Origin of the sequence: Mesorhizobium sp. M7A.F.Ca.ET.027.03.2.1 (assembly GCF_003999175.1) — a bacterium.
Classification (GTDB): Bacteria; Pseudomonadota; Alphaproteobacteria; order Rhizobiales; family Rhizobiaceae; genus Mesorhizobium.
The window spans coordinates 1-11,875 of record NZ_RZOM01000061.1; the positions used below are offsets into that span (position 1 = coordinate 1).

The following is an 11,875-nucleotide window of genomic DNA, read 5'->3' on the forward strand; positions in this document are numbered from 1 at the left end:
GACCGGTGCCGTCTCGATCTTGAAGGCGGCCGAGATCAGCGCCCGAGTATAGTCGGTTTGCGGATTTTCAAAAATCTGCTGGGAAGGACCAGCTTCGACGATCCGGCCATTGCGCATGACGATGACGTCGTTGGCGAGCGCACGGATGACTTTCAAATCATGGCTGATGAAGAGATAGGCGAGATCGTGCTTGGCCTGCAGGCTGCGCAGCAGATCGACGACCTGCGCCTGCACGCTCATGTCGAGTGCCGATGTCGGCTCGTCCAGCATGACGAAGCGCGGGTTGAGCACCATGGCGCGTGCGATGGCAACGCGCTGGCGCTGGCCGCCGGAAAACTCGTGCGGATAGCGGTTGCGTGTCGCCGGATCGAGCCCGACCTCCTTCAGCACGGCGGCCACCTTGTCGTCGCGCTCGTCGGGCGACAGCTTCGGCTCGTGGATCTTGAGGCCTTCTTCGATGATCTCTGCGATCGACATGCGCGGGCTGAGCGAGCCGAACGGATCCTGGAAGACGATCTGCAATTCGCGCCTGAGCGGCCGCATGGCGTTGAAAGTCAGCTGGTTGATGTCGCGACCATTGAACTGGATCGTTCCGGTCGACGAGATCATTCTTGCCAGCGCCAGGCCGAGCGTCGTCTTGCCGGAGCCGGATTCGCCGACCACGCCCAGCGTCTGGCCGGCGCGCACGGTGACATCGATGCCGTCGACGGCCTTCACATTGTCGACGGTGCGGCGGAAGAAGCCCTGCTTGATCGGAAACCAGACCTTTATGTCCTTGCCGGTCATGACAGGCTTGGCATCGGCATTGGCGGCCGGCGGCTTGCCTTTTGGCTCGGCCGCCAGCAGATGCCGCGTATAGGCATGCTGCGGATTGGCGAAGATCTCCTTGGTCGGCCCGGTCTCGACGATCTTGCCCTTGGTCATCACGCAGACACGGTCGGCAATCTTGCGCACGATGCCGAGATCATGGGTGATGAACAGCATCGACATGCCCTTGCGGCTCTTCAAGCCGGCCAGCAGTTCGAGGATCTGCGCCTGTACGGTGACGTCGAGCGCCGTCGTCGGCTCGTCGGCGATCAGAAGTTCGGGCTCATTGGCCAGCGCCATGGCGATCATCACGCGCTGGCGTTGGCCGCCGGACAACTGGTGCGGATAGGCATCGAGGCGCTTGTGCGGATCGCGGATGCCGACCTCGTTGAGCAAGGCCAGCGTGCGCTCCTTGGCCGGGCGCTCGGCCATGCCTTGATGCAGCTTCAGGATCTCGACGATTTGATGCTCGATCGTGTGCAGCGGATTGAGCGAGGTCATCGGCTCCTGGAAGATCATGGTGATCTTGTTGCCGCGCACTTGCCGCAACTGCTTCTCGCTCATGGCAAGCAGGTCGGCGCCCTGGAACACGATCTTTCCCGAGGGGTGGCTGGCGCTTGGATAGGGCAGCAGCTTCAGCACCGAAAGCGCCGAGACCGATTTGCCGGAGCCGGATTCGCCGACCAGCGCCACCGTTTCGCCCTTGGCGATGTCGAACGAGATGTGGTCGACCGCCGTCGACTGGCCGCCGCCCTGGCTGAAGGCGACGCTGAGGTCCTGTACGCTGAGCAAGGGGGCTTCGCTCATCTGAACGTCTTGCGCGGATCGAAGGCGTCGCGCGTCGCCTCGCCGACGAAGACCAGCAGCGACAGCATCAGCGAGATGACGACGAAGCCGGAAATGCCGAGCCACGGCGCATTGAGGTTGCGCTGTGCCTGCTTGAGCAGTTCGCCGAGCGAAGCGGAGCCGGGCGGCAGGCCAAAACCGAGGTAGTCGAGCGAGGTCAGCGTCGAGATCGAACCTGAGAGCAGGAAGGGCATGAAGGTCAATGTCGCCACCATGGCGTTGGGCAACAGGTGCCGGAACATGATGGTGCGGTTGGGCACGCCGAGCGCGCGCGCCGCGTTGACATATTCGAAATTGCGGGCGCGCAGGAACTCGGCCCGCACCACGCCGACCAGCGCCACCCAGGAGAACAACAGCATCAGGCCGAGCAGGATGAAGAAGCCCGGCGGCAGGATGGCGGCGACGATGAGCAGGAGATAGAGCACGGGGATGGCGGACCAGATTTCGATGAAACGCTGGAACAAGAGATCCGTCCAGCCGCCGAAATAGCCTTGCACGGCGCCGGCCGCGACGCCGATCAAGGCCGAGCCGGCGGTCAGGATCAGGCCGAACAGCACCGAAATGCGGAAGCCGTAGATGACGCGCGCCAGCACGTCGCGCGCCTGGTCGTCGGTGCCGAGCCAATTCCAGTTGCCGACGATGCAGGCGGGGTCGGCGGCACCCTGCGGATACTGGTTGCAGCGCTTCGTGGCGTCATACTGCCAAGACGGCCTGGCCGGCGCTGCTTCCGGAATGGCGTTGTTGACGGTCTGATAGGAGTAGCGCACCGGCGGCCAGATCATCCAGCCATTGGCGTTGATCTCGTCCTGGATGACCGGGTCGCGATAATCGGTGACGGCATAGAAGCCGCCGAATTTTTCCTCGGGGTAGGCGACCAGCACCGGAAACAGGATCTCGCCCTTGTAGGAGGCGATGATCGGCTTGTCGTTGGCGATGAACTCGGAAAACAGCGACAGCACGAACAGGACGAGGAAGATCCACAGCGACCAGTAGCCGCGGCGGTTGGCTTTGAAGTTCTGCAGGCGCCGCTTGTTGAGCGGCGACAGAAACGGCCGCTTGATCCGCGCGGGTGCCGCGTCCACGGGTACTGTAGCCTCCGACATCAGACGTCTCTCCGCTCGAAATCGATGCGCGGATCGACCCAGGTGTAGAGCAGGTCGGACAAGAGACCGACGAACAGCCCGAGCAGCGAGAAGATATAGAGATTGGCGAACACCACCGGATAGTCGCGCTCGACCACCGACCGGAAGCCGAGCAGGCCGAGGCCATCGAGGGAAAAGATGTTCTCGATCAGCAGCGATCCGGTGAAGAAGGCCGAGATGAAGGCCCCGGGAAAGCCGGCGATGACGATCAGCATGGCGTTGCGGAAGACGTGGCCGTAGAGCACCTGCCGTTCCGACAGACCCTTGGCCCGCGCCGTCACCACATACTGCTTGCGGATTTCTTCGAGGAACGAGTTCTTGGTCAGCAGCGTCGTGGTGGCGAAGGCCGACAGCACCAAAGCGGTCAGCGGCAAGGTCATGTGCCAGAAATAGTCGACGATCTTGCCCCACCAGGACAATTGATCCCAATTGTCCGAGGTGAGGCCGCGCAACGGAAACCAGTCCCAGAACGACCCGCCGGCAAACAGCACCATCAGCATGATGCCGAACAGGAAGCCAGGTATGGCATAGCCGACAATGACGACGCCGCTCGTCCAGACGTCGAAGGGAGTGCCGTCCTTGACCGCCTTGCGGATGCCGAGCGGGATCGAGATCAGGTAGGACAACAGCGTGATCCACAGCCCGATCGAGATCGACACCGGCATTTTTTCCAGGATCAGGTCGAGCACCGAAATGTCGCGGAAATAGCTGTCGCCGAAATCGAAGCGTGCATAATTCCACAGCATCATGCCGAAGCGCTCGAGCGGCGGCTTGTCGAAGCCGAACTGTTTCTCCAGCTTCTTGATGAATTCCGGATCGAGCCCCTGCGCGCCGCGATATTTCGAACTGACGTCACCGGCGGCATCGAAATTGCCGCCGGCACCCGCGTCGCCGCCACCGCCGCCGAGGCGGTCGCTGCCGCCCTGATTGGTCAGCCGGGCGATGACCTGTTCGACCGGACCGCCCGGCGCGAACTGGATGACGGCGAAGGATATCGCCATGATGCCGAACAGCGTCGGGATCATCAAAAGGATGCGGCGCAGGATATAGGCGCCCATCAGGCCTTCTGCCCTCGTTGAGCGAACATCTCAGCCTTTGCCAATTCTTGCCGCCTTGCCCTTATCGAACCACCACAGCGTCTCGACCGGAAAGCCGAAATCGGGCTTCTGTTCGACAAAGCCGAACATGTCCCAATAGGCGACGCGGTGATTCGCCAGATAGTATGTTGGAATCCAGTCGAGGCGCGCGCGCAAGACCCGGTCGAGCGCTCTGAGCGCCGTGACGAGTTCAATACGGTTTTTCGCCTTGCCGGCTGCCGCGATCAGGGCGTCGATGGCCTTGCTTTCGGTGCCCGGATAGTTGCGTTGCCCCGGGATTTTCGCCATACGGGAATCATAGAGCATCTGCAGGCTGTCGTCGGTCGGCGTCGCCCCGATCGACCAATGCAGCAAGGCAAGATCGAAGTCGTAATTGCTGTGCCGCTGCTCATACTGCGCCGAATCGATTTGCCGGATCGATGCGTCGATCCCTATTGCCTTCATATTCTCGGACCACGGGGTGTAGATGCGAACGATGCCGTCGTCCTCCGCCAGCATTTCGACCCGCAGCCGCTCACCCTTGTCGTTGACGACGAAACTGCCATCGCGTTTCCAGCCGGCTTGCGCGAGCAATCTCGAAGCCTCGCCCAGCAGCTTGCGGTCATGACCCGAACCGTCGGACAGGGGCTGTGTTACCGCTTCACCGAAAACCTCTGGCGGCAACTCGGCCCGGAACGGCTCCAGCAGGGCCAGTTCGTCAGGCGAGGGCAGGCCGTCGGCTTTGTAATCCGATCGTTCGAAGTTCGATTGAGAACGCTCGTAGGAGCCGTAAAACAAGGCCCGCTTCATCCATTCGAAATCGAAGCACCGGGCGATCGCCCGCCGCACCCGCTCATCGCGGAATTGCGGACGGCGCTGGTTCAGTGCGACGCTCTGCATGTCCGGCGTCTTCTCACCGGGAAATTCCCGTTTGACGACCTTGCCGTCCTTCAGCGCCGGAAAGTCGTATCCGGTCGCCCATACCCGCGAGGTGAATTCCTCGCGGAAATGCGTGTCGCCTTTCTTGAAGGCTTCGAACGCCGCCTGCCGGTCAAGATAGAAGTCGATGCGGATGCGGTCGAAATTGTAGAGGCCGCGGTTCACTGGCAGATCGCGGCCCCAATAGTCGGCCACGCGGTCATATTCGACAGTCTGTCCGGCCGCCACGCGTCCAATCTTGTAGGGACCCGAGCCAAGCGGCGGTGTCATGGTCGAGGCATCGAAATCATTGGCCGTATAAAAGGCCTTGGAGACGATCGGCATCCCCACGATCGCCAGGATGTTTTGCGCTGACTGTTCGCCGTTGAAAGTGAGGTTGACGGTGGCGGGATCGACCGCAACCGCGTCGGTCATGTACCGCAACGCCTGGGAAAGGTTCGGATGGCCCTTGTCCTTATAAAGCTTCAGCGCGAAGACAACGTCGTCCGCGGTCAGCGGCGAGCCGTCATGAAAACGCGCTTGCGGTCGCAGGGCGAAGCGGAAACCGTTGCGGTCTGGCGACAGGGTAACGGTTTCGGCGAGCAGGCCGTAGGCCGCATCCGGCTCATCGAGCGCGCTTGTCATCAGGGAATCGAAACAGAGTTCGGCGCGCGGCGGAGCCTCTCCCTTCAACACCAGGAAATTCAGGGTGTTGAAGGTCAGGAAGCTCTGATTGAGGGTCGAGTTCGGCGGCGCGAAATTCATCTGGCCGCCCTTTGGGGCGTCAGGATTGACGTAGTCGAAATGCGCGAAATCGGGTTTGTATTTGAGGTCGCCGAAGGCCGACAGGCCGTGCAGCTTGGTGCCGGTCGCAGTGTCGGCGAAGGCCTTGCCGGGCAGCAAGGCGGCGGCTGCCGCGGCACTGCCCAGGGCCAGGAAGTCGCGGCGGGGAAGGGCCGCCATCAATTGCCACCCTTGTACTTGGCCGCCAGCGCCTTCTCCTTGTCCGGGTCGATCCACCAGGAATCGATGTCGGCTCCGGCATAGGCAGGCTGCTTGTCGGGGAATTTGAACTTGTCCCAATAGGCCAGCCACACCGCCGACCGGTAATATTGGGGAACCACGTAGAAGTTCCACAGCAGGATGCGGTCGAGCGCATGGGTGGCGGCGACGAGATCGTCGCGATCGGTCGCGAAGATAATGCGATCGACCAGCGCGTCGACGGTCGGGTCCTTGATGCCCATCAGATTGCGCGAACCGGGCGAGTCGGCAGCTTTCGAGCTCCAGAAGTCGCGCTGCTCGTTGCCCGGCGATTCCGACTGCTGCAGCATCCCAGTAACGACATCGAAATCGAAATTGTTGACGCGGTTGATGTACTGCGTCTGGTCGATGATGCGCAAAGTGGCGTCGACGCCGATCTTGCGCAGATTGGCGATGTAGGGGCTGGCGATGACCTGGTCGGTGTCGTTCCAACCGAGGATTTCAAACTTGAACGGCGCGCCGGTCTTGGCATTGACCATCTTGCCGCCCTTGATCACCCAGCCCGCCTTGGCGAAGAGATCGACCGCCTGTTTCAGGTACTTCCGTTCCGCCTGCGGTGAATCATAAACCGGCAGCTTGAATTCCTGGGTGAAAAGTTCGGGCGGCAGCTTGTCTCGGTATTTTTCCAGGATTTCCAGTTCCTTGCCCTGCGGCAACCCGTTCGAGGCCAGTTCGGTGCCTTGGAAATAGCTCGACGTGCGGGTGTTGAAGCCGAAGAACAGTGTGCGGTTCATGCTCTCGAAATCGAACGGAATGGTCAGCGCTTCACGCACCAGCCGGTCCTGGAACAGCGGCCGCCGCTGGTTGAGGACGAAGCCCTGCATCGGTTCCGGCGCCTGGGTCTGGAAATCCTTCTTGATGACATCGCCGGCTTGGAATGCCGGGAAATTGTAAGCCGTCGCCCATTTGCGCGAACTGTATTCGCGGTTGATGTCTTCCAGCCCACCCTTGGTGAAGGCGAGCCAGGCAGCGTTGTCGTCCAGGATATAGGTGTAGCGTCGGGTGTCGAAGTTCTCACGGCCGATCTTCACCGGCAGCTTGGCCGCCCAATAGTCCGGCACACGCTGCCAGATGATTTCCGAGCCCGGCTTGAAGCTGGCGATCTTGTAGGCGGCTGAACCGAGCGGAATTTCCAGCGTCGGCTTGGTTACGTCTCGCTTCTTGCCGTTGGCATCGGTGCCTTTCCACCAATGTTTCGGCAGCACGGCAAGGTCGCCCATGATCTTGGGCAGTTCGCGATTGCCCTTCTGGTTGAAATGAAACTCCACCTCGCGATCCGAAATCGCCACCGCATCGGTGACATTCTCAAAATAGCGGCTGTACTGCGGGCTGTTGGCCTTCAGCACATGAAACGACCAGATCACGTCATCGACGGTGATCGGCTGGCCGTCATGCCATTTGGCGCGCGGATCGAGCCGGTAGGTCGCGGAGGAATAATCATCAGGATATTTGTAGGCATCGGCGATCAGTGGATGGCTGGTGCTGCCTTCATCGGTCGCCTGCTCCATCAGCGTGTCGTAGAGCAGGCCGCCGCCAAACCCGACGAGGCCGGCGGCCGGTGATCCCTGGACGACGTAGGGATTGAAGCTGTCGAATGTACCTGGCACCACCGAATTCAGCGTGCCGCCCTTGGGCGCGTTCGGGTTGACGTAGTCGTAGTGCTGGAAATTGGCGCCGTATTTGGACTCGCCGATCAGCGATGAGGTGGTGCGCCATTCGTCGGCGCGGGCAGCCTGCAAGCCCGCCGCCAGAAGGGCTGCCGCCAGCAACGACTTGAGAAGCGTTCGGCCAACCGTCATGCACTATCCTCTTCGCAATGCCCGTTCATGGCAATCTAGATGATTTGGCGCTCGTGAAAACCGCCATGCGCGGCTTTGTCGCCGCCTATGCGGTTTTCCCAACAAAAAAGCCGGGCTGAACCCGGCTTTTTCAAGGTCGTCGAGATGATATCTGGCTATTGGGCAGGCGCCGGTGCCGGTGCGGCCGGAGCCGGGGCGGCGGGAGCGGCCGGCGCGGCACCCTCAGCCGGCTTTGCCGGAGCGGCTGCATCGGCGGGCGCGCCTGCATCGGCGGCTGCACCCGGTGCCGGCAGCGGCTTGGGATTGTCCGACAGCGTGCGCAGATAGGCGATAACGTTGGCGCGGTCTTCTTCCTTCGGCAGGCCGGCAAAGCCCATCGCTGTGCCTTTCACGTCCTTCTTGGGCGACGTGATGAAGTGGTTGAGGTTGTCGTAGGTCCACTTCTCTGTGCCGCCCTTGGAATATTCCTTCATCCCCGCCGAATATGCGAAGCCCTCGTGAGAGGCGACCGGACGGTCGACGATGTCCCACAGGTCGGGGCCGACTTTGTTCGGACCGCCTTTTTCGCCGGAATGGCAGGCCTGGCACTTCTTGAAGATGGCAGCGCCTTGTTCGACACTTGCGTTGGCCAGAAGATCTGCGATCGGCTTTTCGGCTGCTGCAGGAGCGGCCGGGCCGCCCTCGGCGGGCTCGGCGGCCTCGATGGCGAAACCGGGCTTTTCCGGCGCCGGCGAGGCAAACAGCGCGTCCGACACAATACCGACCGAGAAGACGACGAAAACGGTTCCGAGCAATCCGGCGAGCAGTTTGTTGACTTCGTTGGAATCCATACGCCCCTTGCTCCCTTTTCCGGCGGACAGAACCGTCCACTCCGTCCGTCGGTATCGTGACCCGTCCTGCCAGGGCGGTCAAATCGGGCGGAAACTAGGTCTTTTGCTGCGGCGTTGCAACACCTATAAGGGCGCTTCCAGTGAGACCTTTTGCCACTTTCCCTGTCCTCTTTCGAGACGCCTTGCACCCGAAATGTCCACGCTGATCCTGATCCCGGCCCGCATGGCTTCGACCCGCCTGCCGGGCAAGCCGCTGGCCGACATCGCAGGCGCCCCGATGATCGTCCATGTCGCCCGCCGTGCCGCCGAAGCCGGCCTTGGACGGGTGGTGGTGGCGACCGACACGCAAAGCGTGGCGCAGGCGGTGCGCGCGCACGGTTTCGAGGCCGTGATGACGCGCATGGATCACGAATCCGGCTCCGACCGGATCCACGAGGCGCTGATCGCGCTCGACCCCAGGCGCAAGGTCGAAACCATCGTCAATGTGCAGGGCGACCTGCCGACGATCGATCCCGCGATCATCGCCGCGTCGCTCAGGCCGTTCGAGGACGGGGCGGTGGACATCGCCACGCTCGGCGTCGAGATCGTCCGTGACGAGGAAAAGACCAACCCCAATGTCGTCAAGATCGTCGGCTCGCCGCTCTCGGGCAGCAGGCTGAGGGCGCTCTATTTCACCCGTGCCACGGCGCCTTGGGGCGAGGGGCCGCTCTACCATCATGTCGGCCTCTATGCTTACCGCCGCGAAGCACTCGAGCGTTTCGTCGCGCTGAAGCCGTCGCCGCTCGAACGGCGCGAGCGGCTGGAGCAGTTGCGGGCGCTGGAAGCCGGCATGCGCATCGACGCCGAGATCGTCCAGTCGCTGCCGCTCGGCGTCGACACGCCGGAAGACCTCGAACGCGCCAGACAGATCCTTTCAACCTGAGATATCGGCATGCCTGAAAAGACCAACAGAATATCCTTCCAGGGCGAGCCGGGCGCCAATTCCGACACCGCCAGCCGCAACATGTTCCCTTCGATGGACCCGTTGCCCTGCCCGACCTTCGAGGATGCCTTCAACGCGGTCGAGACCAACAAGGCCGACCTTGCCATGATCCCGATCGAGAACACCATTGCCGGGCGCGTCGCCGATATCCATCATCTCTTGCCGGAATCGAAGCTGCACATCATCGGCGAATATTTCCTGCCCATCCATTTCCAGCTGATGGTGTTGCCGGGCGTCAGGCGCGACGAGATCAAGACGGTGCACAGCCACATCCACGCGCTTGGCCAGTGCCGCAAATACATCCGCAAGAACGGCTGGAAGGCGATCGTCGCCGGCGACACGGCCGGCGCCGCCAAGATGGTCTCCGAGGTCAAGGACCGCACCATGGCGGCGCTGTCGCCCGCGCTGGCAGCGACCCTCTACGGGCTCGATATCATCGAGCAAAACGTCGAGGACACCGACTCAAACGTCACCCGCTTTGTCGTCCTGACCAAGAACAAGCAATGGGCCGAGCGCCCGTCGCCTGACGTCAAGATGATGACGACCTTCATCTTCCGCGTCCGCAACGTGCCGGCCGCACTCTACAAGGCGATGGGCGGCTTCGCCACCAACGGCATCAACATGACCAAGCTGGAGAGCTACCAGCTGGGCGCTTTCACGGCGACGCTGTTTTACGCCGACATCGAGGGCCATCCCGACGACCCGCTGGTCAAGCTGGCGCTGGACGAGCTTCGTTTCTTCTCGCGCGAAGTGCGGATTCTGGGCGTCTATCCGGCCAGTGGGTCGCGTGAGCAGTGGAAGGTGGCGGACTGATCGCTACTGGGCATGATCTCCGGACAAACGAAACCGTTTGTCCTAGAAAACCGGTTTCCACTTTTCGGGACCATGCCCTAGATCACCGCGCCTAGCGGCACATAGTCGATCTCCATGAAGGTCTCGACCTCCGGCACCCAGCGGTCGCGCACGAAGGCGACATGGTCGGGATGGTCGTTGTACCTGTTGTAGGCGGCCTGGTCGGCGAACTCCATCGAGAAGCCGAAACGATAGTCGTTCTTGGGGCTGATCTGCCGCAATTGCTCGAAATGCGTAACGCCTCTGATCGCGGTGAGGATTTTCTTGGCGTCGACCAGGAACCGCTTTTCCTCCAGCGAATGCGGCGGATGCTTCAGCGTGAAAACGACGGTGTGACGGATCATGTCCTGCTCCTGCAATGTCTTTCGGTGTTCGCTGCCATCATTCCGAGTCGACCCAAGCGCGGATCAGGTGATGCGCGATGGCGCCTTTCGGCGGCGTGACCAGATTGTCCTTGTGCGTCCTTTCCAGCATCAGGCGCACCTCGTCGCGAAAAAACCAGCGGCAGTCCTCAAGCTCGTTGAGGTCGGGCTGGATGTCGTCGTTGAGCGGCTCGCCGAAGCAGCCGATCATCAGCGAATAGGGAAACGGCCAGGGCTGGCTGGCGTGGTAGACGACGCGGCCAAGCCGGATGCCGGCCTCTTCCAGCGTCTCGCGGCGCACCGCCGCCTCGATCGTCTCGCCCGGCTCGATGAAGCCGGCAAGGGCCGAGTACATGCCCGGCGCGAAATGCCGGCCGCGCCCGAGCAGGCACTTCTCCCGCGTCGCCGTCAGCATGATCGCCACCGGGTCGGTGCGCGGAAAATGCTCGGTGCCGCAATTCGGGCAATGGCGCTTGTAGCCGCCGGCCCGCATCTGCGATTCTGTACCGCATTTGCTGCAGAAGCGATGGCTCGCATGCCAGGCGAGCAGGGCCGCCCCTTGCGCCATCGCGCCAGCCGCCGCCTCGTCGATCAGCCCTTGCATGTAGACCGAGCGGTAGTCGATGGCCTTGACTGTTTCCGGAAGCTGTTCGGGTTCGACGCCGGCGGGCACGGCCAGCACCGGTCCTCGTTCGGAAAAGCCGAGCAGGATGCCTTGCGCCAGGGAAACCTTGAAGGGCTCGCTCTCGGTGGCGCCGAACCAGGGATCGAGAGCGCCGCCATCGCCGAGCTTCAGATAGAGCCGGCCGCCATGCATCAGAAGCAGCCGCGTCGCCGGATCGGCCAGCGCCTTGTCGACCGAATCGTCGGCCCGGTTCTCGGACTGCCGGTCGATCGTGTTGCCGGCGAAGCCGACGAACTGGCTCGGCTCGCGCAAAGGCGCGTCAAACAGGCGGAAGCTCATGGGGACTCTGGGCTATGTTGAGGGATGGACACTGGGAACGCTTATAGCGCCGCCTTGATCGTTTCGGCAAACCGTCGCAAGTCGGAACGTTGATAGGGCTCTCGCAGGCCATGTCCCCACACAGGGCCTGGCCAGCCGGGATCACCTTCCGAACGCGCGATGACATGGATGTGCAGCTGGCGCACGATGTTGCCGAGCGCGCCGGTGTTGATCTTGGTGCAGCCGGTCGCCTTCTTCAGCGCCTGCGCCACCATAT

The 11,875-nt window shown here is 62.2% G+C and carries 11 protein-coding genes; 2 read left to right on the forward strand and 9 right to left on the reverse strand.

The genetic code is table 11. The features are described 5' to 3' along the window. From EN750_RS04835 to EN750_RS04860, 6 genes are all read right to left on the reverse strand, one after another. Positions 1–1,614, reverse strand: a 1,614-nt coding sequence (locus tag EN750_RS04835; protein WP_145967416.1) for an ABC transporter ATP-binding protein, incomplete at its 3' end; no start/stop codon positions are given. Then, positions 1,611–2,756 (reverse strand): ABC transporter permease, encoded by a 1,146-nt coding sequence (locus EN750_RS04840; RefSeq protein WP_127382064.1) that lies wholly within the window; start codon positions 2,754–2,756, stop codon positions 1,611–1,613. The genes EN750_RS04835 and EN750_RS04840, both read right to left, overlap by 4 nt. Then, on the reverse strand, positions 2,756–3,853 hold the full coding sequence (locus tag EN750_RS04845; protein WP_013527941.1) for a microcin C ABC transporter permease YejB: 1,098 nt from the start codon (positions 3,851–3,853) through the stop codon (positions 2,756–2,758). Before EN750_RS04845 ends, EN750_RS04840 begins: the two co-directional genes overlap by 1 nt. Before the next feature lie 30 nt (positions 3,854–3,883). After that, a complete protein-coding gene (locus EN750_RS04850; RefSeq protein WP_127395779.1) occupies positions 3,884–5,752 on the reverse strand; it encodes an extracellular solute-binding protein in 1,869 nt (622 codons plus the stop codon). Continuing rightward, positions 5,752–7,629 carry an extracellular solute-binding protein gene (locus EN750_RS04855; protein WP_127395780.1) on the reverse strand — a complete coding sequence of 626 codons (1,878 nt, stop codon included), beginning with the start codon at positions 7,627–7,629 and terminating at the stop codon, positions 5,752–5,754. Before EN750_RS04855 ends, EN750_RS04850 begins: the two co-directional genes overlap by 1 nt. 155 nt (positions 7,630–7,784) lie before the next feature. Continuing rightward, the gene (locus tag EN750_RS04860; protein ID WP_127395781.1) at positions 7,785–8,459 is read right to left on the reverse strand and encodes a cytochrome c family protein; all 675 of its coding nucleotides are present in this window, start codon (positions 8,457–8,459) and stop codon (positions 7,785–7,787) included. A gap of 193 nt (positions 8,460–8,652) precedes the next feature. On the opposite strand from EN750_RS04860, the gene EN750_RS04865 reads away from it, so the two are divergent. Both EN750_RS04865 and EN750_RS04870 read left to right on the forward strand, forming a co-directional pair. Beyond that, complete coding sequence (locus EN750_RS04865; RefSeq protein WP_127395782.1) at positions 8,653–9,381, forward strand: 3-deoxy-manno-octulosonate cytidylyltransferase; 729 nt, start codon at positions 8,653–8,655, stop codon at positions 9,379–9,381. 9 nt (positions 9,382–9,390) lie between these two features. Further along, positions 9,391–10,254, forward strand: a complete 864-nt coding sequence (locus tag EN750_RS04870; protein WP_127395783.1) for a prephenate dehydratase — start codon at positions 9,391–9,393, stop codon at positions 10,252–10,254. A 77-nt stretch (positions 10,255–10,331) separates the two neighbouring features. On the opposite strand, the gene EN750_RS04875 is transcribed toward EN750_RS04870, so the two are convergent. The 3 genes from EN750_RS04875 to EN750_RS04885 all read right to left on the reverse strand — a co-directional run. Continuing rightward, on the reverse strand, positions 10,332–10,637 hold the full coding sequence (locus tag EN750_RS04875) for a Dabb family protein (RefSeq protein ID WP_127268465.1): 306 nt from the start codon (positions 10,635–10,637) through the stop codon (positions 10,332–10,334). 37 nt (positions 10,638–10,674) lie between these two features. After that, the gene (nudC, locus tag EN750_RS04880; RefSeq protein ID WP_127395784.1) at positions 10,675–11,619 is read right to left on the reverse strand and encodes an NAD(+) diphosphatase; all 945 of its coding nucleotides are present in this window, start codon (positions 11,617–11,619) and stop codon (positions 10,675–10,677) included. A 41-nt stretch (positions 11,620–11,660) separates the two neighbouring features. Continuing rightward, on the reverse strand, positions 11,661–11,875 hold a 215-nt coding region (locus tag EN750_RS04885), incomplete at its 5' end, for an HIT family protein (protein ID WP_145967418.1).

Excerpts from the sequence above, each read along its gene's own strand:
- EN750_RS04840 (WP_127382064.1), bottom strand. The coding sequence starts at position 2,756 with ATGTCGGAGGCTACAGTACCCGTGGACGCGGCACCCGCGCGGATCAAG.
- EN750_RS04845 (WP_013527941.1), bottom strand. The coding sequence starts at position 3,853 with ATGGGCGCCTATATCCTGCGCCGCATCCTTTTGATGATCCCGACGCTG.
- EN750_RS04850 (WP_127395779.1), bottom strand. The coding sequence starts at position 5,752 with ATGGCGGCCCTTCCCCGCCGCGACTTCCTGGCCCTGGGCAGTGCCGCG.
- EN750_RS04855 (WP_127395780.1), bottom strand. The coding sequence starts at position 7,629 with ATGACGGTTGGCCGAACGCTTCTCAAGTCGTTGCTGGCGGCAGCCCTT.
- EN750_RS04860 (WP_127395781.1), bottom strand. The coding sequence starts at position 8,459 with ATGGATTCCAACGAAGTCAACAAACTGCTCGCCGGATTGCTCGGAACC.
- EN750_RS04865 (WP_127395782.1), top strand. The coding sequence starts at position 8,653 with ATGTCCACGCTGATCCTGATCCCGGCCCGCATGGCTTCGACCCGCCTG.
- EN750_RS04870 (WP_127395783.1), top strand. The coding sequence starts at position 9,391 with ATGCCTGAAAAGACCAACAGAATATCCTTCCAGGGCGAGCCGGGCGCC.
- EN750_RS04875 (WP_127268465.1), bottom strand. The coding sequence starts at position 10,637 with ATGATCCGTCACACCGTCGTTTTCACGCTGAAGCATCCGCCGCATTCG.
- nudC (WP_127395784.1), bottom strand. The coding sequence starts at position 11,619 with ATGAGCTTCCGCCTGTTTGACGCGCCTTTGCGCGAGCCGAGCCAGTTC.